This window comes from Streptomyces sp. NPDC001393 (assembly GCF_053597455.1).
This window is the reverse complement of the sequence record NZ_JBSFIH010000003.1, coordinates 310,198-333,060: the sequence shown is the minus strand read 5'-3', so window position 1 is coordinate 333,060 and position 22,863 is coordinate 310,198. Positions and strand designations below refer to the sequence as shown.

Annotated in this window: 18 protein-coding genes, 1 tRNA gene and 2 pseudogenes; 4 read left to right on the top strand and 17 right to left on the bottom strand. The window is 70.6% G+C overall.

Annotated elements, in window-relative coordinates; all coding sequences use genetic code 11:
* Positions 1 to 108: 108 nt before the first annotated feature.
* From ACWC2T_RS06660 to pgsA, 7 genes are all read right to left on the bottom strand, one after another.
* Positions 109 to 861 (bottom strand): YebC/PmpR family DNA-binding transcriptional regulator, encoded by a 753-nt coding sequence (locus ACWC2T_RS06660; RefSeq protein WP_228618861.1) that lies wholly within the window; start codon positions 859 to 861, stop codon positions 109 to 111.
* Between the two features lie 60 nt (positions 862 to 921).
* Complete coding sequence (pdxT, locus tag ACWC2T_RS06655; protein ID WP_450669344.1) at positions 922 to 1,518, bottom strand: pyridoxal 5'-phosphate synthase glutaminase subunit PdxT; 597 nt, start codon at positions 1,516 to 1,518, stop codon at positions 922 to 924.
* Positions 1,519 to 1,545: 27 nt separating this feature from the next.
* Positions 1,546 to 2,451, bottom strand: a complete 906-nt coding sequence (gene pdxS / locus ACWC2T_RS06650; protein ID WP_450669343.1) for a pyridoxal 5'-phosphate synthase lyase subunit PdxS — start codon at positions 2,449 to 2,451, stop codon at positions 1,546 to 1,548.
* Positions 2,452 to 2,577: 126 nt separating this feature from the next.
* Positions 2,578 to 3,120: a hypothetical protein gene (locus ACWC2T_RS06645; protein WP_450669342.1), complete on the bottom strand. Its 543-nt coding sequence runs from the start codon at positions 3,118 to 3,120 to the stop codon at positions 2,578 to 2,580.
* Positions 3,121 to 3,457: 337 nt separating this feature from the next.
* On the bottom strand, positions 3,458 to 4,618 hold the full coding sequence (locus tag ACWC2T_RS06640) for a glycosyltransferase family 4 protein (protein WP_450669341.1): 1,161 nt from the start codon (positions 4,616 to 4,618) through the stop codon (positions 3,458 to 3,460).
* On the bottom strand, positions 4,615 to 5,523 hold the full coding sequence (locus tag ACWC2T_RS06635; protein WP_450669340.1) for a phosphatidylinositol mannoside acyltransferase: 909 nt from the start codon (positions 5,521 to 5,523) through the stop codon (positions 4,615 to 4,617). The genes ACWC2T_RS06640 and ACWC2T_RS06635 overlap by 4 nt, the downstream gene beginning before the upstream one ends.
* Positions 5,520 to 6,236, bottom strand: coding sequence for a phosphatidylinositol phosphate synthase (pgsA, locus tag ACWC2T_RS06630; RefSeq protein WP_450669356.1), 717 nt, complete (start codon positions 6,234 to 6,236; stop codon positions 5,520 to 5,522). The genes ACWC2T_RS06635 and pgsA overlap by 4 nt, the downstream gene beginning before the upstream one ends.
* A 241-nt stretch (positions 6,237 to 6,477) precedes the next feature.
* On the opposite strand from pgsA, the gene ACWC2T_RS06625 reads away from it, so the two are divergent.
* Together ACWC2T_RS06625 and ACWC2T_RS06620 are read left to right on the top strand one after the other, a co-directional pair.
* On the top strand, positions 6,478 to 8,679 hold the full coding sequence (locus ACWC2T_RS06625; RefSeq protein WP_450669339.1) for an elongation factor G-like protein EF-G2: 2,202 nt from the start codon (positions 6,478 to 6,480) through the stop codon (positions 8,677 to 8,679).
* A gap of 212 nt (positions 8,680 to 8,891) precedes the next feature.
* On the top strand, positions 8,892 to 10,538 hold the full coding sequence (locus ACWC2T_RS06620) for a hypothetical protein (RefSeq protein ID WP_450669338.1): 1,647 nt from the start codon (positions 8,892 to 8,894) through the stop codon (positions 10,536 to 10,538).
* Between the two features lie 30 nt (positions 10,539 to 10,568).
* Here the strand turns inward: ACWC2T_RS06620 and ACWC2T_RS06615 are convergent, their stop codons facing one another.
* Entirely contained in the window at positions 10,569 to 11,126 is a 558-nt protein-coding gene (locus tag ACWC2T_RS06615; protein ID WP_351211655.1) for an HIT family protein, read from the bottom strand.
* Between the two features lie 67 nt (positions 11,127 to 11,193).
* Between ACWC2T_RS06615 and ACWC2T_RS06610 the strand changes: the two genes are divergently transcribed.
* Positions 11,194 to 11,850, top strand: coding sequence for a potassium channel family protein (locus tag ACWC2T_RS06610; protein WP_450669337.1), 657 nt, complete (start codon positions 11,194 to 11,196; stop codon positions 11,848 to 11,850).
* 36 nt (positions 11,851 to 11,886) lie between these two features.
* Here the strand turns inward: ACWC2T_RS06610 and thrS are convergent, their stop codons facing one another.
* The 3 genes from thrS to ACWC2T_RS06595 all read right to left on the bottom strand — a co-directional run bounded on the left by thrS (position 11,887) and on the right by ACWC2T_RS06595 (position 15,770).
* Entirely contained in the window at positions 11,887 to 13,863 is a 1,977-nt protein-coding gene (gene thrS, locus ACWC2T_RS06605) for a threonine--tRNA ligase (RefSeq protein WP_450669336.1), read from the bottom strand.
* A gap of 99 nt (positions 13,864 to 13,962) precedes the next feature.
* Entirely contained in the window at positions 13,963 to 15,207 is a 1,245-nt protein-coding gene (locus tag ACWC2T_RS06600; protein ID WP_450669335.1) for a hypothetical protein, read from the bottom strand.
* The gene (locus ACWC2T_RS06595; RefSeq protein ID WP_450669334.1) at positions 15,204 to 15,770 is read right to left on the bottom strand and encodes a DUF4365 domain-containing protein; all 567 of its coding nucleotides are present in this window, start codon (positions 15,768 to 15,770) and stop codon (positions 15,204 to 15,206) included. Before ACWC2T_RS06595 ends, ACWC2T_RS06600 begins: the two co-directional genes overlap by 4 nt.
* Positions 15,771 to 15,938: 168 nt before the next feature.
* Between ACWC2T_RS06595 and ACWC2T_RS06590 the strand changes: the two genes are divergently transcribed.
* Positions 15,939 to 16,664: an exonuclease domain-containing protein gene (locus ACWC2T_RS06590; RefSeq protein ID WP_450669333.1), complete on the top strand. Its 726-nt coding sequence runs from the start codon at positions 15,939 to 15,941 to the stop codon at positions 16,662 to 16,664.
* Positions 16,665 to 16,864: 200 nt separating this feature from the next.
* On the opposite strand, the gene ACWC2T_RS06585 is transcribed toward ACWC2T_RS06590, so the two are convergent.
* The 6 genes and pseudogenes from ACWC2T_RS06585 to ACWC2T_RS06560 form a co-directional block, all read right to left on the bottom strand.
* A tRNA-Val gene (locus ACWC2T_RS06585) sits at positions 16,865 to 16,936 on the bottom strand.
* Positions 16,937 to 16,975: 39 nt separating this feature from the next.
* The gene (locus ACWC2T_RS06580; RefSeq protein WP_450669332.1) at positions 16,976 to 17,422 is read right to left on the bottom strand and encodes an SRPBCC family protein; all 447 of its coding nucleotides are present in this window, start codon (positions 17,420 to 17,422) and stop codon (positions 16,976 to 16,978) included.
* A gap of 124 nt (positions 17,423 to 17,546) precedes the next feature.
* Positions 17,547 to 20,279: pseudogene (locus tag ACWC2T_RS06575) on the bottom strand (exo-rhamnogalacturonan lyase family protein).
* 90 nt (positions 20,280 to 20,369) lie between these two features.
* A complete protein-coding gene (locus ACWC2T_RS06570; RefSeq protein ID WP_450669331.1) occupies positions 20,370 to 20,960 on the bottom strand; it encodes a hypothetical protein in 591 nt (196 codons plus the stop codon).
* 10 nt (positions 20,961 to 20,970) lie between these two features.
* Positions 20,971 to 21,834, bottom strand: a complete 864-nt coding sequence (locus ACWC2T_RS06565) for a carbohydrate ABC transporter permease (RefSeq protein ID WP_450669330.1) — start codon at positions 21,832 to 21,834, stop codon at positions 20,971 to 20,973.
* A gap of 41 nt (positions 21,835 to 21,875) precedes the next feature.
* Positions 21,876 to 22,820 (bottom strand): annotated as a pseudogene (locus tag ACWC2T_RS06560) (ABC transporter substrate-binding protein); the annotation flags it as partial.
* Positions 22,821 to 22,863: the final 43 nt, after the last annotated feature.

The window sequence follows — 22,863 nt, the reverse complement described above, 5'->3', positions numbered from 1 at the left end:
CCTGCACCGCCCGGCAGCCCTCCTCGCCCACCGTCTGACCGCGCAACTGCCTCCGCCGCCGCCCATCCGAACTCCGGCCCGCCGGAAATCCGCTGAACCCGCGGAGCGTTACGCGTCGACCTTCTCCATGATCTCGTCGCTCACGTCGAAGTTCGCGAAGACGTTCTGCACGTCGTCGCTGTCCTCGAGCGCGTCGATCAGCTTGAAGATCTTCTTGGCGCCCTCCTCGTCCAGCTCGACCTGCATGGTCGGGACGAAGTTGGCCTCGGCGGACTCGTAGTCGATGCCGGCCTCCTGGAGGGCGGTGCGGACCGCGACCAGGTCGGTGGCCTCGCTGATCACCTCGAAGTTCTCGCCGAGGTCGTTGACTTCCTCGGCACCGGCGTCCAGGACCGCGCCGAGCACGTCGTCCTCGGTCAGCTCGCCCTTGGGGACGATGACGACGCCCTTGCGGTTGAACAGGTAGGACACCGAGCCCGGGTCGGCCATGGAGCCGCCGTTGCGGGTCATGGCGACGCGTACGTCGGAGGCGGCGCGGTTGCGGTTGTCGGTGAGGCACTCGATGAGCACGGCGACACCGTTCGGGCCGTAGCCCTCGTACATGATCGTCTCGTAGTCGGCGCCGCCGGCCTCGAGGCCACCGCCGCGCTTGATCGCGGAGTCGATGTTCTTGTTCGGCACCGACTGCTTCTTGGCCTTCTGGACGGCGTCGTAGAGCGTCGGGTTGCCGTCGAGGTCGACGCCGCCCATACGCGCCGCGACCTCGATGTTCTTGATCAGCTTCGCGAAGAGCTTGCCGCGCTTGGCATCGATCACGGCCTTCTTGTGCTTCGTCGTGGCCCATTTAGAGTGGCCGGACATCTGCCTGTCTCCTTCGCGTAACCAATCTCTGTACGAACGTCAGAGATCCTACAAGGACTCTCACGCTCGGTTGGCGCGCACCATGTCGACGAACAGGGAGTGCACGCGGTGGTCACCGGTCAGCTCCGGGTGGAACGACGTGGCCAGCGCGTTGCCCTGGCGGACGGCGACGATGTGGCCGTCGTGCTCGGCGAGCACTTCGGCCTCGGCGCCCACGGACTCCACCCAGGGGGCGCGGATGAAGACGCCCTCCACAGGATCGCCCGTGATGCCCTTCACGTCGACCGCGGCCTCGAACGACTCGTTCTGCCGGCCGAAGGCGTTGCGGCGCACGATCATGTCGATGCCGCCGATGGTCTCCTGGCCCGAGCGCGGGTCGAGGATCTTGTCGGCAAGCATGATCATGCCCGCGCAGGTGCCGTAGACGGGCATGCCGTCGGCCACGCGCGCGCGGAGGGGCTCCATCACGCCGAAGAGGACGGCCAGCTTGGAGATGGTGGTGGACTCGCCGCCGGGCAGGACGAGGCCGTCGACCTCGGCGAGTTCCTCGGGGCGCCGCACCGGCCTGGCCACGGCGTCGGCCGCGGCCAGGGCGATGAGGTGCTCCCGTACGTCGCCCTGGAGGGCCAGGACGCCTATGACGGGTGCGTCAGTCATGTGTTTCGTGCAGTCCTCTGGGTGGGATTACCAGCCGCGGTTCGCGTAGCGCTCGGCCTCGGGAAGGGTGTCGCAGTTGATGCCGACCATGGCCTCGCCGAGGTTGCGGGACGCGTCCGCGATGATCTTCGGGTCGTCGTAGAAGGTGGTGGCCTTCACGATGGCGGCGGCGCGCTTGGCCGGGTCACCGGACTTGAAGATGCCCGAGCCGACGAAGACGCCCTCGGCGCCGAGCTGGCGCATCAGGGCCGCGTCGGCCGGGGTGGCCACGCCGCCGGCGGAGAACAGCACCACCGGGAGCTTGCCCAGCTCGGCGACCTCCTTGACCAGCTCGTACGGGGCGCGCAGCTCCTTGGCGGCGGCGTACAGCTCGTGGTTGTCGAAGCCGCGCAGGCGGGCGATCTCGTTCTTGATCTGGCGCAGGTGGCGGACGGCCTCGACGACGTTGCCGGTGCCGGCCTCGCCCTTGGAGCGGATCATCGCGGCGCCCTCGGCGATGCGGCGCAGGGCCTCGCCCAGGTTGGTGGCACCACACACGAACGGGGTGGTGAAGGCCCACTTGTCGGAGTGGTTGACCTCGTCGGCCGGGGTGAGGACCTCGGACTCGTCGATGTAGTCGACGCCGAGGGACTGCAGCACCTGGGCCTCGACGAAGTGGCCGATGCGGGACTTGGCCATGACCGGGATCGAGACGGCGTTGATGATGCCCTCGATCATGTCCGGGTCGGACATACGGGCCACGCCGCCGTCCTTGCGGATGTCGGCCGGGACCCGCTCCAGGGCCATGACGGCGACGGCGCCCGCGTCCTCGGCGATCTTCGCCTGCTCCGGCGTGACGACGTCCATGATCACGCCGCCCTTGAGCTGCTCGGCCATGCCGCGCTTCACGCGCGCGGTGCCGGTCTCGGGAGCCTGGTTCTCGATGGTGGACACGGGTGACCTCACTGATGGGAAAGAGGGTTTTCTGCACCGACGAGGAAACGCGAGCGGACCAGGCCACAGCAAGGGCCAATGGCAAGCCGGTGGATCCTTTTCGTCCAGGGAGGGTTCCCCCGGGGTTCAGGAGGCCCGCTCCACCAGGGCCGCGGGGGGCTCGTCGTCCATCTCGAAGGCCAGCGGGAACGGGGCGTGTCCGGCCAGCCGGAACCAGCGGACCTTGCGGTGTTCGCGGAGCCTGCGGGCGGCTCCCACGGCGTCGTTGTGGAAGCGCCGGGCCATCGGGACCCGTCGGACGGCCTCGGCCAGCTCACGGGCCGCCTCCTCCCCTCCTGGGGCCTCCCTGACGGCCTCCACCTGCGCCGGATCCCCGAAGACCGCGCGCAGCGCCTGGCTCAGCTCGCTCTCGGCGACCTCCCGCTGCTCCTCCTCGGCCTGCCGGGCGGCGTGTGCGGCCTCGTACAGCACGATCGAGGCGGCCGGGTCCAGCACGCCCGAGGTGGCCAGTTCCTGCGCGACGGAGGCCCGGCGCAGCAGCTGCGCGTCGAGCGCGGCCCGCGCGGCGTCCATCCGCACGTGCAGCCGGTCCAGCCGCCCGGCGGTCCAGCTCAGGTACACGCCGATCGCGACGAGTGCGACGAGGATCCAGATGAGGGTTGCGGTCACGGCCGAAGGCTATCGGGCCACGGCACTGGGCCCAGCGGCCCCCGACGGGCCGGCGGCCCACTCCCCCACGGGCCCCCGCCACCCAGTCCCGCACCAGCCCGAACCGCCGTTGCCGGCCCGCTCCCACGCGCGACCACGCCCCCTGCCCTGCTGGACGACCTGCACGAGTCCCGAGCACGAACGGGCCTGCTCACCGCCCGTCCACGCCCCAGCCCCGCCACCCAGTCCCGCGCCAGCCCCAACCGCCGTCACCGGCCCCGCGCGCACACGCGACCACGCCCCCTGCCCTACTGGACGACCCGCTCGGGTCCCCAGGGCGGGCTGCCCGCCTCGCCGCTCAGTCCCGCGCCAGCCCGAACCGTGCGCGCAGGCCGGTCCGCTCGTCCGTGGCCACCGCCGCCGTGCCGGTCGTGACGGTCTCGTACACCGAGAGGATGTCCGCGCCGACCGTCGACCAGTCGAAGCGCCGTACGTGGGTGCTGCCGCGGTCGCGCAGCTCGGCGCGGCGGGCCGGGTCCGCCAGGAGCCGTACGGCGGCGTCGGCGAGCGCGTCGGCGTCCTCGTTGGCGAAGACCTCGCCCGCCTCGCCCTGGTCGAGGACCTGTACGAAGGCGTCCAGGTCGGAGGCGAGGACGGGGGCGCCCGCCGACATCGCCTCGACCAGGATGATGCCGAAGCTCTCGCCGCCGGTGTTGGGCGCGACGTACAGGTCGACGCTGCGCAGGAAGCGCGCCTTGTCCTCGTCGCTGATCATGCCGAGGAACTCGACGCGGGAGCGGAGCTCGCGGGGCAGTTCCTCGACGGCCGCCTCCTCGTCGCCGCGGCCCGCGACCAGCAGCCGGGTCTGCGGGCGGGCGGCGAGGATCTTCGGCAGGGCCTTCATGAGGACCGGCAGGCCCTTGCGGGGCTCGTCGATCCGGCCTATGAAGCCGATGGTGTCGCCCTGCCACTCCGGCTTCGGCTCGGCCTTGGCGAAGAAGTCCACGTCGACGCCGTTGGGGATGACCACCGCGTCCCCGCCGAGGTGCTCGACCAGGGTCCGGCGCGCGTACTCGCTGACCGCGATCCGGGCGCTGATCTTCTCCAGGGCGGCCTGGAGGATGGAGTACGCGGCGATCATCGCGCGCGAGCGGGGGTTGGAGGTGTGGAAGGTGGCCACGATCGGACCGGAGGCCGCCCAGCAGGTCAGCAGGCCCAGCGAGGGCGAGGTCGGCTCGTGGATGTGGACCACGTCGAAGGCGCCCTCGTGCAGCCAGCGCCGTACCCGCGCGGCCGACAGGAAACCGAAGTTGAGGCGGGCCACCGAGCCGTTGTACGGCACCGGGACCGCGCGGCCGGCCGAGACGACGTACGGCGGCAGCGGGGTGTCGTCGTCGGCCGGGGCGAGGACGGAGACGTCGTGGCCGAGCCGGAGGAAGTACTCGGCGAGGTCGCGGATGTGGAACTGGACGCCGCCGGGCACGTCCCAGGAGTACGGGCAGACGATCCCGATTCTCACGAGGGTCCCTTCGCGGGGTCGAGGTCGGCGAGCCACAGCCGCTGCAGCATGTGCCAGTCCTCCGGATGGTCGGCGATCCCGGTGGCGAAGGCGTCGGCCAGCGCCTGTGTCATGACAGACGTCTTCTCGGCCCGGGTACCTGACTCGGGTACCTCGACCGGCGGGTGGACCTGGCCCTGCATGACGGGCGAGTCGTCGTACCAGAGCGTGACGGGGAGCAGCAGCGCGCCGGTCTGCTGGGCGAGCAGGGCCGGGCCCGCGGGCATCCGGGTCTTCTCGCCGAAGAAGTCGACCTCGACGCCGGAGGCGGACAGGTCCCGGTCGGCGACCAGGCAGACCAGGCCGCCGTCGCGCAGCCTGCGGGCCAGGGTGCCGAAGGCGGAGCCACCGCTGTGCGGCAGGACCTCCATGCCGAGGCCCTCGCGGTAGGCGACGAAACGGTCGTAGAGGGTCTCGGGCTTGAGCCGCTCGGCGACCGTCGTGAACGGCGTCTCCAGCTTGGTCGTGACCCAGGCGCCGGCCAGGTCGTAGTTGGCCATGTGCGGCAGCGCGAGGATCACGCCCCCGCCGGCGGCCAGTCCGTCGGTCAGGAAATGTATGTCCTTGGGGTCGAAGCCCGACTTCACGCGCTCCTGGCTCCAGGCGGGCAGCCGGAAGGACTCCATCCAGTAGCGGAGGTACGAGCGCATGCCCGCGCGCGAGAGCTCGGCCAGGCGCTCCGGGCCGGCGTCGGGCAGCACGCGCGCGTAGTTCGACTCCAGGCGCTGTACGCCCTTGCCGCGCTGCTTCCAGGTGAGGTCGGCGATGGTCCGCCCGAGCCGGACCGCGACCGGCTCGGGGAGCTTCTTGACGGTGCTCCAGCCGAGCCCGTACAGCGCGTCGGTGAGCCGTTCGCCGGCGCTCACTTCGCGGCCTCGGCGTTCTGCTGGGCCGCCGCCTCCGCCTCGGCGGACTCGCGGCGGACGGTGACGACCCGCTGGATGAGCGTGACGAGGCTGCCGACGGCGACGATCCACAGGGCGATCGGCAGCAGCCACTGGATGCCGGGAACGCCGAACGTGTGCATGCCCGCCAAGCCGGCCGCGACCAGCGAGATCACCAGCCGTTCGGCGCGTTCCACGAGGCCGTTGACGGCGACCGGCAGCCCGATCGACTCGCCGCGTGCCTTGGTGTACGACACCACCTGGCCGCTGGCCAGGCAGAAGATCGAGACGGCGCACAGCGCGTTGTTGTTCCCGTTGCCGGCGTACCAGAGCGCGAAGCCGCCGAAGATGGCGCCGTCGGCGACCCGGTCGAGGGTGGAGTCCAGGAAGGCGCCCCAGCGGCTGGAGCGGCCCAGCTGACGGGCCATGTTGCCGTCGACCAGGTCGGAGAAGACGAACAGGGTGATCACGACCGTGCCCCAGAAGAACTCGCCCCGGGGGTAGAAGACCAGTGCACCCGCGACCACACCGGCCGTGCCGATGAGCGTGACCGTGTCGGGGCTGACGCCCCGCCGGATGAGAAACGCGGCGAACGGTGTGAGGACACGCGTGAAGAATGCACGCGCGTACTTGTTCAGCATGGCCTTCCCGACGGTCGGTGTCGCCGCGGCCCTGGTGGCCTCCGGCTGGCCCATCGTAGCCACGCGCGCGTGCGCGTGGCGGGCGGGCACCCGCAGCCCGTGGTGCGAACCGGCGCGCGCCGCCGTGCGCGGGGCGTGCGTGGCGCGATCGGCGTGTGCGGTTGTCGTTCGTATGGACGCAGCGTGACGGGAGTGGAAAGCTCGAATAACCGCGGGCGTCGCCGGAGCCGCCAGTGCACGCGGGTCCCGCGTGTCCGCGCCCACAGTGACCTCACCGTGCACGGGAGGCAGGATCATGGGCGACAAGACTCAGACACACCACCCCGGGGCCGCCGGCAGGGCTCTTGAGGCCGACCAGCCCGCATCCGTACGGAACGTGGTGCTGGTCGGCCACTCCGGTTCGGGCAAGACGACTCTGGTGGAGGCCCTCGCGCTGACCGCGGGGGCGGTGAACCGGGCGGGCCGCAAGGAGGACGGCGGCACCGTCTCGGACTACGACGAGATCGAGCACCGGCAGCAGCGCTCCGTACAGCTCTCCCTGGTGCCGGTCGAATGGGACGGCATCAAGATCAACCTGCTCGACACCCCCGGATACGCCGACTTCGTCGGGGAGCTCAGGGCCGGTCTGCGCGCCGCGGACGCGGCCCTCTTCGTCGTCTCGGCCTCGGACGGCGTGGACGGCTCCACGCGGATGGTCTGGGAGGAGTGCGCGGCCGTCGGCATGCCGCGCGCGATCGTGATCACGCACCTGGAGGCCGCGCGCGCCGACTTCGAGGAGATGACCCGGATCTGCGCGGAGGCCTTCGGCGGCGAGGACCCCGATGCGGTACTGCCGCTGTACCTGCCGCTGCGCGGCCCCGAGGGCCCGGACGGGCACGCGCCCGTGACCGGGCTGGTCGGGCTGCTGTCGCAGAAGCTGTTGGACTACTCGACCGGGGAGCGCAAGGAGTCCGAGCCCGGCGAGGACCAGCTGCCGGACATCGAGGAGGCCCGCAACCGGCTGATCGAGGGGATCATCGCCGAGAGCGAGGACGAGACCCTCATGGACCGCTATCTCGGCGGTGAGGAGGTCGACGTCAAGACGCTGATCCAGGACCTGGAGCGGGCCGTCGCGCGCGGCACGTTCTTCCCCGTCCTGGCCGCCGCCCCCGCCGCCGAGGGCGCCAGGCACGGCCTCGGCACGGTCGAACTGCTGGAGCTGGTCACGGGCGGCTTCCCGACCCCGTTCGAGCACCCGCTGCCCGAGGTCACCACCATCGACGGCAAGGCCCGCGAGCTGAAGCCGTGCGACACCGGCGGCCCGCTGGTCGCCGAGGTCGTCAAGACCTCCTCCGACCCCTATGTCGGCCGGGTCTCCCTGGTCCGTGTCTTCTCCGGCACCCTGCGCCCCGACCAGACGGTGCACGTCTCCGGGCACGGGCTGACCGACCGCGGACACGAGGACCACGACGTCGACGAGAAGGTCGGCGCCCTGTCCATGCCGTTCGGCAAGCAGCAGCGGCCGGTGACGCACGCCGTCGCCGGCGACCTGGTGTGCGTGGCCAAGCTCGGCCGGGCCGAGACCGGGGACACGCTCTCCGCGAAGGACGACCCTCTGCTGATGGAGCCCTGGCGGATGCCTGACCCGCTGCTGCCGCTGGCCATCCAGGCGCACAGCAAGGCCGACGAGGACAAGCTCTCGCAGGGCCTGGCCCGGCTGGTGGCCGAGGACCCCACCATGCGGCTGGAGCAGAACCAGGACACCCACCAGGTGGTCCTGTGGTGCCTGGGCGAGGCCCACGCGGACGTCGCCCTGGAACGGCTGCGCAGCCGCTACGGCGTCCAGGTCGACGTCGTCCCGCACAAGGTCTCCCTGCGGGAGACGTTCGCGAACAAGGCCACCGGGCGCGGGCGGCACGTGAAACAGTCCGGCGGGCACGGTCAGTACGCCATCTGCGAGATCGAGGTGGAGCCGCTGCCCGGCGGCTCGGGCATCGAGTTCGTGGACAAGGTGGTCGGCGGCGCCGTGCCCCGCCAGTTCATCCCGTCCGTGGAGAAGGGCGTACGCGCCCAGGCCGCGAAGGGCGTCGCCGCCGGATATCCGCTGGTGGACGTGCGGGTCACGCTGCTGGACGGCAAGGCGCACTCGGTGGACTCCTCCGACGCCGCCTTCCAGACCGCGGGCGCGCTCGCGCTGCGCGAGGCCGCGGCCGACACGAGGATCCATCTGCTGGAGCCGGTGGCCGAGGTGTCCGTGCTGGTCGACGACGACTACGTGGGCGCCGTCATGAGCGACCTGTCCAGCCGCCGCGGCCGGGTGCTCGGCACCGAACAGGTGGGTTCCGGGCGGACGCTGATCAAGGCGGAGGTGCCCGAGTTCGAGATCGGCCGGTACGCCGTCGACCTGCGCTCGCTGTCGCACGGCACGGCCCGGTTCGACCGCGCCTACGCCCGGCACGAGCCGATGCCACCGCAGATCGCCGAACGGATTCGTGAACAGGCAGGTGACAACGGGTAGTTCAGCACCCGCGAGCCGGGTGCGCGGGCGGACGGCTTCGGCCGTCCGCCCGCCGGTTGTCGGTGGCGGCGGATACGCTGATCACCTGATCGCGTCGTGCCGCAGTCGTCCGGTTGTGACGGGTAATCGGCGCGACGGCCTGTTCAAGAGGTGTGCGGGACGAGGAAGTCGGGAAGGCCGCAGAAGCGACACCGGCGGCGATGGGGGCGGGAATGTCGTTGGGAACGGAGTGGGACGGGCCCCAGGTGCCCGTCGCGGGCGACGCGAGTCAGGCGGCGACCGCCGCGCTGGCCTCCGCGGCGTACCGGGACAGCCCGATGGAGGAGATCAAGAAGGCCGACAACGAGTGGCACGAGTCGACCCTCAAGCCCGGCAGGATCGCCCTGCTGCGGCCCAATCTCGGTGAGGCGTTCTCGCGGGCCGTGGTCGCCCGGATGCTCGCTCCCGGCCGCAAGCCGCTCATCCAGTCCTTCGGGTCCGAGCCGCAGTTCGTCGTGGAGCACTGCCTCGCGGCCAACAACATCCGCCGGGAGCGCGACAACCGCCTGACCGCTGTGACACTCCTGTGCGGAGTGCTCTTCCTGCCCGGGCTGATCGCCTGGCTGCTCGTCTTCCAGCTGCGCACGTTCATCGCCACCCGCGAGGACAGGCGCGCGGGTGCGCTCGCCACCGCCCTGCTCCTGGGGGTCGGCCTGCTCGCCGCGCTGTTCCTGATCAAGATGCCGTTCACCGGCTTCTGGGCGTGGTACGCCCGGGCGTGCGTCGTGGTCCCGGTGCTCGGCTGGTTCTGGGCCAAGCAGATCTGCGAGCGCACGGCCAAGGATCTGCGGGCCCGCTGGGCCGGCCTGCTCTCGGGCACCAGCGTCGGTGCCAAGGTCCCCGAGGCGGTGCCGCGCGGACCCAATCAGACGGCGGCCGAGGAGCTGCGCCAGTCGCTGGCCCGGCTCAGCGCCGAGCAGCAGTCCAACTCGGTCTTCTACGCCGGCCCCAAGGGCATACTCGGCATGGGCACCCGCTGGGGTGCCTGGCAGCTCGCCGAGGATCTGGTGCCCGCCGACCCGACGCGGGAGATCCACCCGTTCCGCAGCTGGGACGTCATACGCGCGATCCACGACCAGCTCGCCCTGCTGGAGCGCGGCCCGCTGAACACCGGCGGTTTCCCCAAGCCGTCCATCAAGCACTGGATCGTCACGCCGATCGGTGAGAAGGCCGGGGAGGTGTCCCGGCCCGAGGGCACCGACGTCGAGGCCTTCCAGGTCAAGCCGCACGCGATACAGGAGATCTGCAACAAGCAGCAGTTCGGCAGCGGCGACCGGCACTACCTGGGCGTGCAGTGGACGCTGTGGGACGGGCAGCTGGTGCTCACCATGCTGATCACGGTGACGGTGCTGCACGAGACGCTGCGCATCGAGGTGACCGGGCACGCTCTGGGACCGGTGAACTCTCTGTTCACCTCCAAGCCGGAGCCGCCGAGCAAGGAGGTCGCCAAGTCCCTCAAGCCGTGGGAGACCAGGAAGATCATGCTGCCGCTGGTCACCACGGACGAGGTGGTCCGGCTCGCCACGCGCGCACCGCTGAGCTGGTACCCGCCGCTGCTCAACTGGCTCGGCGGCTCGCTCGTCCTGCCCGAGCCGTTCGGTCTGCGGCACGCCTGGGCCGACCAGCCCTGGCGGCACCGCTTCATGGCCGACGACGCGCTGCGCGCGGCCACACCGGTGCTGCGGGTGGTGCACTCGGCAGCGATCAGGGTGCTGGAGGAGAACGGCGTGAACACGGAGAAGTTCGGCACGCGGTCGGGCGTCCTCAGCGGTCTGGTCCAGGACCCCACGCCGAAGAAGGCCGACCTGTACGACGCGTGAGCGGTGCCCTCGGCAGAGGGCACCCCGCGGCTACGCCGGCCAGGCCTCCGCCAGCATCTTCCGGGTGTCGGCCAGGAGCTGCGGCAGCACCTTCGTGTGGCCGACCACCGGCATGAAGTTCGTGTCGCCGCCCCAGCGCGGCACGATGTGCTGGTGCAGGTGGGCGGCGATGCCGGCGCCCGCGACCGTGCCCTGGTTCATGCCGATGTTGAAGCCGTGGGCGCCGGACGCGGTACGCAGGGCCGTCATCGCCTGCTTGGTCAGCTCGGCGAGCTCCGCGGTCTCCGGGCCGGTCAGGTCCGTGTAGTCGGCGACATGGCGATACGGGACCGTCATCAGATGGCCGCCGTTGTACGGGTAGAGGTTGAGCACCGCGTACACGTGCTCGCCGCGGCGGACGATCAGTCCGTCCTCGTCGGACTTGGCCGGGATCGCGCAGAAGGGACAGCCGTCCTCGGCCCCGGGACCGCTCGGCTTGCCCTCGCCCTGGATGTAGGCCATCCGGTGGGGCGTCCACAGGCGCTGGAACGCGTCCTGCGTCCCCACTCCGATCTGCTGCTCCGGCTCACTCGTCATGCTAGGCAGCATATGGCTTCGCCCGTTCGCGGCGTGTCGCCGGGGCGGCGGGAAGAAGGCCACCGGCCAAGCTGGGCCGGTGGACGACGACAGCCGTTCGGTGCGCTGGACGCAGCGCACCGAGATCCCCCTGTTCGTGGCGTCGCTGGTGTTCCTGGCCGCGTATGCCACGCATGTCCTGGCCACGGCCATGCCCGCCTTCTGGCATGTCGTGTGCCTGTCCGTGATGCTCGTCCTCTGGCTGCTGTTCGCCGCGGACTACGCGGTGCGCTGGCGGCTCAGCGGGCAGGGTCTGCGGTTCGTCCCCACGCACATGCTGCACACGGTGGTGGTCATCCTGCCGCTGCTGCGCCCGCTGCGGATCGTCCCGCTGTACGACGCCGTTCAGCGCAAGGCCGGGCAGCCCCGGCTCTCCCTGCACGCGCGCGTGATCTCCTACGCCGGCCTGTCCACCATGCTGCTCGGCTTCTCCGGTGCGCTCGCGGTCTACCAGGCGGAGCGCGGGGCGCCCGGCGCCACCATGCGCACGTTCGGGGACGCCGTGTGGTGGGCGGCGTCGACCCTCACCACGGTCGGCTACGGGGACATCACCCCGATCACCCCGATGGGCCGGACGATCGCCACCGGGATGATGATCGGCGGCCTCGCCCTGCTCGGCGCGGTGACGGGCTCGTTCTCGTCCTGGCTGATGCAGACCTTCACCCGCGAGGGAGACGAGAGGCCCCCGGGAAGGTGAACCTCCCGGGGGCCTTCGCACGAAGCGGTTGCCCGATCAGACCTGGGCGCGTTCCTCGACGACCTGCGCGATCTTCGCGATGGCCTCGTCGAACGGGATGCCGTTCTCCTGCGAGCCGTCGCGGTAGCGGAAGGACACCGAGTTGTTCGACATGTCCTCGTCGCCCGCGATGACCATGAAGGGCACCTTCTGCTTCTGGGCGTTGCGGATCTTCTTCTGCATACGGTCCGAGGAGGAGTCCACCTCGACGCGCAGGCCCTTCTTCCGGGCCGCCGCGGCGAACTTCTCCAGGTACTCCACGTGCGCGTCGCCGATCGGGATGCCGAGCGCCTGGACCGGGGCCAGCCAGGCCGGGAAGGCGCCCGCGTAGTGCTCCAGGAGCACGGCGAAGAACCGCTCGATGGAGCCGAACAGCGCGCGGTGGATCATGACCGGGCGCTGCTTGGAGCCGTCGGGGCCGGTGTACTCCAGGTTGAACCGCTCGGGCAGGTTGAAGTCGAGCTGGATGGTCGACATCTGCCAGGTACGGCCGATCGCGTCCTTGGCCTGGACGGAGATCTTCGGGCCGTAGAAGGCGGCGCCGCCCGGGTCCGGGACCAGCGGGAGGCCCTGCTTCTCGGCGACCTGGCGCAGGGTCTCGGTCGCCTCCTCCCAGACCTCGTCGGAGCCGACGAACTTCTCCGGGTCCTTGGTGGACAGCTCCAGGTAGAAGTCGGTCAGGCCGTAGTCGCGCAGCAGACCGAGGACGAAGGTGAGCGTCTTGTCCAGCTCCTCGGACATCTGCTCACGGGTGCAGTAGATGTGCGCGTCGTCCTGGGTGAAGCCGCGGGCACGGGTCAGGCCGTGCACGACGCCCGACTTCTCGTACCGGTACACGGTCCCGAACTCGAAGAGGCGCAGCGGCAGTTCGCGGTAGGAGCGGCCGCGCGCGTCGAAGATCAGGTTGTGCATCGGGCAGTTCATGGGCTTGAGGTAGTAGTCCACGCCCTCGTCGAGCTGCATGGGCGGGTACATGCCCTCGGCGTACCAGTCCAGGTGCCCGGACGTCTCGAAGAGCTTCCCCTTCGTCGCGTGCGGGGTGTAGACGAACTCGTAGCCCTCTTCCTCGTGGCGGCGCCGCGAGTAGTCCTCCATGACCCGGCGGATGATGCCGCCCTTGGGGTGGAAGACGGCGAGGCCGGAGCCGATCTGCTCCGGGATGGAGAAGAGGTCCAGCTCGGTGCCCAGCTTTCGGTGGTCGCGCTTCTCGGCCTCGGCGAGGAAGTCCAGGTACGCCTTCAGCTCGTCCTTGGAGGGCCAGGCGGTGCCGTAGATGCGCTGGAGCATCGGGTTCTTCTCGCTGCCGCGCCAGTAGGCGGCCGCGTTGCGCATCAGCTTGAACGCCGGGATGAGCCGGGTGGAGGGCAGGTGGGGACCGCGGCAGAGGTCCTTCCAGCACAGCTCGCCGGTCTTGGCGTCCAGGTTGTCGTAGATCGTCAGCTCGCCGGCGCCGACCTCGACGTCCGCGCCGTCGTCGTGCGACGCCGAGCCCTTGAGGCCGATCAGCTCCAGCTTGTACGGCTCGGCGGCCAGCTCCTCACGGGCGGCCTCGTCGGTGACCACGCGGCGGGAGAACTTCTGCCCCCGCTTCTGGATCTCCTGCATCTTCTTCTCGATGGCCTTGAGATCCTCGGGCGTGAACGGCTTCTCCACGTCGAAGTCGTAGTAGAAGCCGTCCTTGACCGGCGGGCCGATGCCCAGCTTGGCCTCGGGGAACAGCTCCTGCACGGCCTGCGCCATGACGTGCGCGGTGGAGTGGCGCAGGATGTTCAGGCCGTCCTCGGACGAGATCTCGACGCCCTCGACCTCGTCACCGTCGGACAGCGCGTACGCGAGGTCCTTCAGCTCGCCGCCCACACGCGCGGCGATGATCGAGCGCTCGCCCGCGAAGAGGTCGGCGGCCGTAGTGCCCGTCGTCACCACGCGTTCTTCCCGCTCGGAATCGCGTTGGATGATCACACGGACGTCTGACACCGGTCTCTCCTGACTGAAGGTGGGGTGCGGCGCCATACCAGGAGCGCGCGCACAGGCGATCGTACCGACCCGGCGGCACCGACCGCGAAACGGTCACCCTCAGTCCTCGTCCCCGTACTCTCCTGGATCCCTGTCGCCGCAGGCCTCCTCGAAGAAGTCGAGGTTCTCCTGCAGGGACTTCAGCAGCCGGTCCCGCTCGCCCTCGTCCACCTGCACGGGTACGACCCCGGAGGCGCCGGTGAGCCGGCGGAAGCCGCCCCGGCGCTCCAGCCGGCCGTGCACGCGCACCGGGAGCCCGACGAGGTGGGCGTGGCCGGCGATGCGGTAGTCCTCCTCGTCCAGGGTGACGCGGACATGGGGGACGTCGGCGCCGGCGAGGACGCGCAGCCGTACGGTGCCCTCGCCGCCCGGTCCGGAGCGGCGCATGCGGACGACGGCGCCGGTGATGCGGACCGGTACGGAGGGTTCCTCGCGCAGATAGCGGGCGGCGGCCTCGCGCAGCACGGGCAGGTCGCCGGGTGAGAACTCGACGGGTTCGGCCGAGGGGGCGCAGCCCTCGGGGACGCCGGCGCCGGGCGCCCAGGCGACGGCTATCCGGGCACCCTCGGTGCCCCGCACGAGCGCGGCCAGCGCCTCGGCCAGTTCGCGGCTGACGCCGGCCTCGATCGCCCCGTCGAAGGCGTCCATTCCCCCGGTGGCCCGCTGGTAGTCGACGGCCTCGCGGGCGGCGTACAGGGCCTGGTGCAGGCGGACGGCGAGCGGGCGGCCGAGGGGCACGGGCACGAAGGCGGTGAGGTGCCGGCCGTCGGCGGCGGGCCCGATGAGGACGTCCTCCAGCAGAGCGGCGGCGGCGCGGCGGTGCCGGGCGCCGTAATAGCCGGCACGCGCGCGTGTGGCGAGCGCGGCGGCGAGCAGCATCTGCCGGGCGGCGCCGCGCAGTTGCTCGTCGGCCGTCCAGGGCGCGGAGCCGACGGGTCCGCCCGGGGTGTCGCGCCCCCAGCGGATCTCGTCGCTGGGCACGGCGAGGGAGATCAGCACCTCACGGGCGGCGGGCGTCCCGCTGCGGGCGAGGGCGTCCAGGGCCTCGCCGAGCAGGTCGTCGCTGTCGGGGAAGGCGCGGGTCTCCGGCACCAGCAGGCTGGTCCCGCCGCCCCCGGGTCCCGGCGGGGTCCAGCGGCCGTAGCGACCGGGGGCCCCGCCGCGCCGCTGCCAGCCGTGCCGGTGCAGCAGGGCGCCGAGCACGGCGGGGTCGACCTCGGCGGGCTCCGGGGGCCGGTTCCAGGGGAGGTCGTCGGGATGCGGCCGGACCTGGCGCGGCAGCTCCTCGTACGGACGGCTCCTCATGGCCTGCCTCCCGTTCCGACCCGCGTCATGATCTCGCAGAGCGCCCGGTCGTCGAAGATGCGCGTGGTCGGGATCCGCACGGTGGTCCGGTGCCGGCCGGTGATCGGGTGGCCGGCCAGATTGACCCAGTAGCAGCAGTGCCTGAGGTCGAGCCGGTCGTGGCTGGCGCGCAGCCAGTCGTCCTGCGCGCGCGGGACGAGCATGACGACCAGGATCTTGTGCACCGAGACGGGTGTGCGGGCGAGCTTGCGCAGATGGTCGTTGTCGAGGGTGAACGAGAAGGTACGGCCCGGAGGGTTCGGCGCGACCTGGTACGTGGCCTTGAGCTGCACCTTGATGGTGACCTCGTCGTCGACGGTGTGTCCGGGCGCGCTGTGGCTGACGTGCCAGTCGATGCCGTTGTCCGGGAAGGGCTGGGACAGCGAGCAGCCGGCCGCGGCGGCGACCGCGTGCAGATAGCCGACCTGCAGTGTCTCCATGCAGGCGGTGGTGGCGAGCGTGCCGCGGAGGGGGCCCGTGCGATCGGGCAGCAGCCCGCCCCGCTCGGGCTGCACAGTGGCCATGACCAACAGCCTTCCAAGCCAAGAGTTTCCCCGCTGCGGGCCGCTGAACAGCAAAGACCCGTACTCCTGTTGTCTCCTCCCGGCGTACGGCGCAAACGGCCCGGGTATCACCAAACGGGCAGAAGACGGAACGTCACCTGCCCCGGGTGAACGAGGAGTTGGGTTGGGATGACGTACTGGTACGAGGGGCCGCTGGCCGCCTTCGACACGGAGACGACGGGCGTGGACGTCGAGACCGACCGGATCGTGTCGGCCGCCGTCGTCGTCCAGGACGCGCCGGGGACCCGGCCCCGGGTCACCCGCTGGCTGGTGAACCCGGGCGTCCCGGTGCCCGAGGAGGCCACGGCGGTGCACGGGCTGACGGAGGAGCACCTGCAGCGCAACGGCCGCTGGCCGGCGCCGGTGGTGTACGAGATAGCCGAGCAGCTCGCGGAGCACGCGGCGATGGGCCGCCCGCTGGTGGTGATGAACGCGCCCTTCGATCTCACCTTGCTGGACCGGGAGTTGCGCCGGCACCGGGCGTCGTCGCTGGACCGCTGGTTCGAGTCGACGCCGCTCAAGGTGCTGGACCCACGCGTGCTGGACAAACACCTGGACCGCTACCGCAAGGGCCGCCGCACGCTGACCGACCTGTGCGAGCACTACGGCGTGACGCTGCAGGGCGCGCACGACGCGGCGGCCGACGCACTGGCCGCGCTGGACGTCGTACGCGCCCTGGGCCGCCGTTTCGCGACCCGGCTGGAGCGCCTGACCCCCGCCGAGCTGCACACCCTCCAGGCCAACTGGCACGCGGCGCAGGCGCGTGGGCTGCAGGCGTGGTTCGCGCGCAGCGGCTCGGACGAGATCGTCAGCACGGACTGGCCGCTCAGGCCGGAACTGCCGGCCGCGGCGTAGCCCGGCCGCGCCCTCCCCGCCAGATGTCGCGACCGCCCAGGCCGTGCGGAGCCGCACCTGGCCGTCGTCGAGCGGTTCGGGGGCGGTCGGGGCGGACGGATCGAGCGCGACGAGCGGGCCCTGCGCACGGAAGCCGCGCCACGACGCCCCCCATGGCAGCAAAAGAGCCGGTCCGCTGCTGCGGACCGGCTCTTTCCCGGTGGGCGATACTGGGTTCGAACCAGTGACCTCTTCGGTGTGAACGAAGCGCTCTCCCACTGAGCTAATCGCCCGGGAACGCACTGAACAATACAGGTCCCGGCGACGATCCTTCAAACCGCTTGCAGACGGCGCAGCAACCCGCGCCGCCCGGACCGCATCATCAGGCGGTGGTTGGCGCGGAAGACCGGGCGGCCGGGTACGGCGAGCCGGCGGAGCAGCGGCTTGTGCACGTTCACTTCCTGGTCGTAGCGGGCCAGGGTCCCGGAACCCTCGGCGGTGACCGTCCAGCGCGCCCAGCCCTCGATGTCACCGGACAGCGTGACCTCCAGCACACCGGCCTCGGGGTCGCGGTGGATCTGCCGTGCCGTGAACGTCATGGCGTACGGCAGGACCGACCGGATGGTGATCACCCCGGTGTCGCCGTCGAGCCTCGTCACCGAGCGGACCTGCGGCCACCAGCCGGGATAGTCCTCGGGCCGCTCCAGCACCGCGTACACGGCGGCGGGCGGGGCGGGCAGGGACCACAGGCTGCGGAAGCGGTAGTGGGTCCAGTCCATGGGACGAGTCTGCTCCGGTCGGGCGCGGGATCTGAGTACGCGTACTCATGCGCCGCACCGCACGCCGGACCAGACTCGGTGGGCGAGCGCCGCCGCCCGTGCGACGGCGCTCCCCCAGCTCGGCCTAGGGCATCCGGTCGCCGAGCAGCGCCAGGTTCTCGATGGCCGCGAGGCCGTAGAGCGCGGTGTCGTTGCTGGACACCCAGCTCGCCTCGCCGCCCTCGACCAGGGTGACCGGGCCGGTCAGCTTCTCGGTGCTCCACGGCGAGGACTCGGTGTAACCGTCCGAGCCGTAGAACTTGGTCCAGGCCCGCTTGGCGAGCGTGGCGTCACCGGTCTGTACGGCGGCGTAGGCGTCCAGGCGCGAGTGGCCCTGGAAGAGCAGCAGGGTGCCGAAGTCGGAGCCGTAGCGGGCCATCTGCTCGGCCTTGGTGGCGTTGAAGTAGCGGCAGTAGTCCAGGTAGACCTCCTTGAACTTGGGCATGTCGACGAGGTGGATCAGCTCTGCGCACAGTTCGTTGAGACCGAAGACCGCCGAGAGGTGGGACACGGAGACCACCGGCTGGTCCGCGACGGCGAACTTGCCGGTGTCGAGGTCGTAGAGCCCGCTGCCCTGGACGAAGCCGTTGGGCTGGGCGGCGATGCCCTCCATCGTGGACAGCACGCGGGCCCTGGCCTTCTCCCACTTTGGGCCCTTGCGTTCCCACTCGGTCAGCCAGGCGGACACCAGGCCGCTCCAGTCCGTGCCGAAGCCGATCGACAGGGCGTGCCGGTCGGGGGTGTAGGGGGTGGTGCGGACCTTGCGCTGGGGGTCGAGGACGAGGAAGGTCTCGTCGGAGTCGACGTTGGCGTGCATGAGGTCGCCGACGCGTTCGTCGGCGGTGAGGAAGTAGTAGAAGCGCCGGTAGGTGGTGTTGGCGATGCGCTGCTGTTTGGCGCTGTCGCCGAAGTGCTGCACACCGTGCCGGGTGCCGAGGCCGGCCCACTTGCCGAGGTGGTAGACGTCGACCTCGCCGGTGTCGGGTGAGGGCCTCGGCGAAGCGGAAGAGGTCGGAGCGGCCGCTTCTGAGGTACGCGTACCAGAGCCACAGGTCGGGCGAGAGCTCGGAGTTGTCCCGGGCGTAGCCGCCGACGTCGTAGCGCCACTGGTGGCGCACGGTGTCGTAGGTGTGCATGAAGTCGCCGTAGTCCCAGAAGCCGTACCAACGGCGTTGCTCCACCTGGTCCTTGTAGTAGGTGAAGAGGAAGTCGAGGTGGTCCTCGATCTTGGCCTTGGCCGGGGTGGAGCGGTCCGGCTCGGCGAACAGGCCGGGGCCGAAGACCTTGGCCTTGATCAGTTGCCCCGGTGGGGCCGCGAGCTGGGGCAGCACCCGTACGGCCTGGACCTGGCCGGCGAGGGTGTCGGCGTCGGGTGTGGAGTCGTTGGCCCAGAAGAGGAGTTCGGAGGTGCGGGCGATGCCGTAGGGGGTGCCGAACTCGGGCTCGTAGTCCTCGTAGGTGATGTTGAGGCCTTCGAGCTGTTTCGCGTAGGTGTCCTGGCCCATGCCGTCGTGGTAGAAGCGCAGGTCCATCGGCTGGGCCTCGGGCGACCAGAGCCAGAGGGTGACAGTGGCCTCGTCGGTGTGGGCGTCGCGGATGTCGAGCTGGGCGGGGAACTTCTCCCAGAAGTCGCGCAGCCCGAAGGAGAGCCCGCCGCTCGCGCCGCCGACGTACCCGAACCCGGAGGCGCGCCTGCCGCCGCCGGCGGCGATCCAGCCGTAGCCCTGCCTGGTGCGCTTGCGGACGGTGAAGCCGTCGGCGGAGAGCTGGGAGAGGGTGTAGTCGCCCCAGTGCGGGATGTACTGCAGGCGGGTGGTGACCCTCTGGTCCCAGGTGGCGGGGTCGGGCAGCTTCCTGCCCTCGTACTGGGCCGTCTGCACGGCGGCGCCCGGGTCGCGGCGCAGTCCGGTGATGCCCTGGACGGCCTCGCGCAGCAGACCGGTGCCCTCGCCGCCGATGCGGATGTGACGGTCGTACGCCGCGTCGCGCATCGGCACGGTGAAGCGGACGCCGAGCCCGCGGATGAAGTCGCCGGACGCTTTGCCGGGTTCCTGGGTGCCGTCGTAGGTGATGGTGTGCACCATGCGGAAGGATTCGGCGCCCGCGTAGAAGTACAGGCGGACGGAGAACGGCAGCCAGCCCCGGTCACCCTTGCGGTGCTCGCCGTCGATCCGCACGACCGCGCGGACCGGGCCCTCCTGTTCGACGGTCACCTCGTCGATGGCACCGTCGAACCGCTCTGTCTTGACCGTGCCCTGGTCCTCGTCCTCGATCCCGGGCTGCCGGAGGAGGACGAGCCTGCCGTTCTTCGCGATCTCGGTCGAGCCACGGGTGACGACTTGATCAGTGTGGCGCCGTCCTTGCCGATCTTCGCGGTGATGACCCCGGTGGAGACGTCGATGGTGCCGCCGCCGGAGTCGACGGTGACCTTCTTGTCCGGTGCGGCGGGCGTCCCGGGGCTCAACGTCAGCTTGCCGCTGCCCGAACTCACCGCATGCGCCGTCCACTTGAGGGATCCGTCGGGCCAGTAGGCGAGCGGCCAGGTCTGCACGGGGACGGCCTTGCCGCCTTCGTCGGTGAGCGCGAAGGTCTGGTCCTCCTGGTGGGCGCCCATGGGCCAGGGGACGCCGACCGTGGAGCCGGGCGCGGCGCCGAGGCCGCCGTCCTCCAGCCAGTCGAGGGTGACGGGGTCGGCGCCGTCGGCCGCGGCGGCGGGCGCGGCCTGCGCGTTCTGCGCGCCGAGCGCCCAGCTGACCTGGGTGGCGGCGCCGACCGCGGCGGCCGCCTTGAGGAGGGATCTGCGCGGGATGGGAGACATGGCTTTCCTTCCAGTGGGCGGATGGTCAGGGGCATGACAGAGAAGGGCCGCGGCGCTCAGGCGCCGGCCTTGAGTGCGGGCACCGCCGGCTCAGCGGCGCCGGTACCGCTCCTCCACGGCGACGGCGGCCGCCGCGACGGCCCCGAGCACGGGGACCGCCAGCGGCGCGACGAGCAGGGCGGAACAGACGACGAGGACCGCCCCGCCGACCAGCAGGAAGGATCCGGCGGGGTCGCGTACGGTACGGCGCCCGGCCGCGGCGAGCAGGGCCCGCCAGCGCTCCCCCGGTGCCCAGACGGCCGCCGCGCGCAGCCCGGCCACCGCGAGCCCGATCAGCGCGAACAGTCCCACGGCCGCCATGAGCGGCCCGCCGGGCAGCCCGGCGCGTACGGCCTGTACGTCCACCCGGGCCAGCCCCGCGAGGACCCAGCCGGCGAGCCCCACCGCCCAGCCGCCGCGCACGGCGGCCCGGAAGTCGGCGGCGAACTCCCGCAGGCCGCCTGCCCGGTGGCCGGTGCGGCGGCGCAGATGCCGGGCACCGGCGGCGAAGGCGGCCGGGTAGGTGACGACCCCGAGGGAGGCCACCGCGATCAAGACTCCGGTGAGCAGACACTCGGCGAAGATCCCGAACCGGTCGGCGAACACGGACTCCTTGCGTGCCTTCACACGTGCTTCGGCCATGCCGCTCGCCTCAGCCCTTCAGTCCCGAGGTCGCCATCCCGTCGATCAGATAGCGCTGGAAGGCGAGGAAGAACAGCAGCACGGGCAGCAGCGCGACCAGGGACATGGCGATCATGCCGCCGTAGTTGGCGGCCACGCCGTCGGAGTCGCGGAACATCATCAGGCCCAGGGAGACCGTGTACTTGCCGGGCTCGTTGAGGTAGATCAGCGGGCCCATGAAGTCGTTCCAGGCGTTGATGAAGGTGAAGATCGCGCTGGTGATCAGCGCGGGCCGGCACAGCGGCAGCACGATCGACCAGTAGATGCGCAGGTGTCCGCAGCCGTCGAGCCGGGCGGCCTCGTCCAGTTCGCGGGGCAGGTTGCGCATGAACTGCACCATCAGGAAGACGAAGAACGCCTCCGTGGCGAGGTACTTGCCGATCAGCAGCGGGGCGTAGGTGTTGATCCAGCCCAGCTTCTGGAACATCACGTACTGCGGGATCAGCAGCACGTGGTACGGCAGCAGGAGTGTGCCGATCATCAGGGAGAACAGCAGGTTGCGCCCGGCGAACCGGATGCGGGCGAACGCGTACGCGGTCAGCGAGCAGGAGATCAGGACGCCGACGACGGCACCGACGGCGTAGAGGAGCGAGTTCTGGAAGAAGGTCCAGATCCTGATGTCCGCGATGCCGTCGGCGAGGCCCTTGAAGTTGGACAGGATCGGGTGGTCCGGGAACAGCGTGAGGCTGTTGATGATGTCCTTGCCGGGCTTGAACGAGGCGCCGATCACCCAGATCACCGGGTAGAGGATGACGGCCAGGATCAGCAGGGCGCCCAGGTGCCAGGCGAGCGATCCGGTGCGGCGGCGCGTCAGGGCAGGTTTGACGGTGCTCATCGGGTGTCCTCCTCGTAGTGCACCCACTTCTTCTGGGACCAGAAGGCGCTGAGCATCAGGGAGGCGAGGTACTGCCCGGTGTGCTTGCCGTCCGTGGTGGGGATGGGGGCGAGGCCGTAGGTGCTGTTGCCCTCGCTCTCGTAGCGGACGGTGAAGTTGTCCCAGGTGAACTCCGAGGCGCCGTGGCCGGCGGAGAGCGAGGACTTGGGGTTGTCCTGCCGCACGACCTTCGGATCCGTGACGATGCCCGCCTTGACACGGTTGTAGCCGTCGGTCCACCACTCCGCCAGATCGGCCTTGTCGAAGCCGAGTCCGTCCTTGGTGTAGAACGCCTTGCCGTTCTGCCTCAGATAGAGGTCGTACAGGTACATGATGGTGAAGTAGCCGGTGTCCCCGGGGACCTGGGTCCTGTCGTGGATGGTCTTCAGGGCCTTGAAGTAGTCGTCCCAGGTCCATCCCGTGTGCGGCTCGACGCCGGCCTTCTGGAACACCTTCTTGTCGACGACGAGCGCCATGGTGTTGGAACCGACGGGAATTCCGAGCTGCTTTCCGTCGACCTCGCCGACCTTCGTCACGCCGTCGCGGAAGTGATCGAGGGTCAGATTGCCTGTCTGCACCTGGGACTTGAGGTCGAGAAGAATTCCCCGCTTGTCGTACTTCCGGAGAAAGGTGACGGCATATTGGAAAACGTCCGGTGGATTTCCGCCGGCGGCCTGGGTCTGGAACTTCTCCCAGAAGGACGCGTACGTCTGGAAGTCGGTCTTCACCTTGATCTTCGGGTACTTCTTCTCGAAGAGGGCGATGGTCTGGTTGATCTTCTTGGCCCGCTCCTCGGCACCCCACCAGGAGTAACGGATCGTCACCGTCCCGTCCCCGGAACCACTTCCGCCGCCGCACCCGGTCGTCGCGGCGAGCCCGAGCGCGGCCGCGGAGGCCCCGGCGGCCTTCAGGATCGTACGCCTCTCCAGATTCCAGCTGGTTCCCATGGTGGGGCCCTCCCGCAGCGTCGTCGCCGTCGTCATGAATCGT

Bases quoted from the DNA above. Each gene is read 5' to 3' on its own strand.
- ACWC2T_RS06660 (WP_228618861.1), bottom strand. From the start codon at position 861: ATGTCCGGCCACTCTAAATGGGCCACGACGAAGCACAAGAAGGCCGTG.
- pdxT (WP_450669344.1), bottom strand. From the start codon at position 1,518: ATGACTGACGCACCCGTCATAGGCGTCCTGGCCCTCCAGGGCGACGTA.
- pgsA (WP_450669356.1), bottom strand. From the start codon at position 6,236: ATGGGCCAGCCGGAGGCCACCAGGGCCGCGGCGACACCGACCGTCGGG.
- ACWC2T_RS06625 (WP_450669339.1), top strand. From the start codon at position 6,478: ATGGGCGACAAGACTCAGACACACCACCCCGGGGCCGCCGGCAGGGCT.
- ACWC2T_RS06620 (WP_450669338.1), top strand. From the start codon at position 8,892: ATGTCGTTGGGAACGGAGTGGGACGGGCCCCAGGTGCCCGTCGCGGGC.
- ACWC2T_RS06615 (WP_351211655.1), bottom strand. From the start codon at position 11,126: ATGCTGCCTAGCATGACGAGTGAGCCGGAGCAGCAGATCGGAGTGGGG.
- ACWC2T_RS06600 (WP_450669335.1), bottom strand. From the start codon at position 15,207: ATGAGGAGCCGTCCGTACGAGGAGCTGCCGCGCCAGGTCCGGCCGCAT.
- ACWC2T_RS06595 (WP_450669334.1), bottom strand. From the start codon at position 15,770: ATGGCCACTGTGCAGCCCGAGCGGGGCGGGCTGCTGCCCGATCGCACG.
- ACWC2T_RS06590 (WP_450669333.1), top strand. From the start codon at position 15,939: ATGACGTACTGGTACGAGGGGCCGCTGGCCGCCTTCGACACGGAGACG.
- ACWC2T_RS06580 (WP_450669332.1), bottom strand. From the start codon at position 17,422: ATGGACTGGACCCACTACCGCTTCCGCAGCCTGTGGTCCCTGCCCGCC.
- ACWC2T_RS06570 (WP_450669331.1), bottom strand. From the start codon at position 20,960: ATGGCCGAAGCACGTGTGAAGGCACGCAAGGAGTCCGTGTTCGCCGAC.
- ACWC2T_RS06565 (WP_450669330.1), bottom strand. From the start codon at position 21,834: ATGAGCACCGTCAAACCTGCCCTGACGCGCCGCCGCACCGGATCGCTC.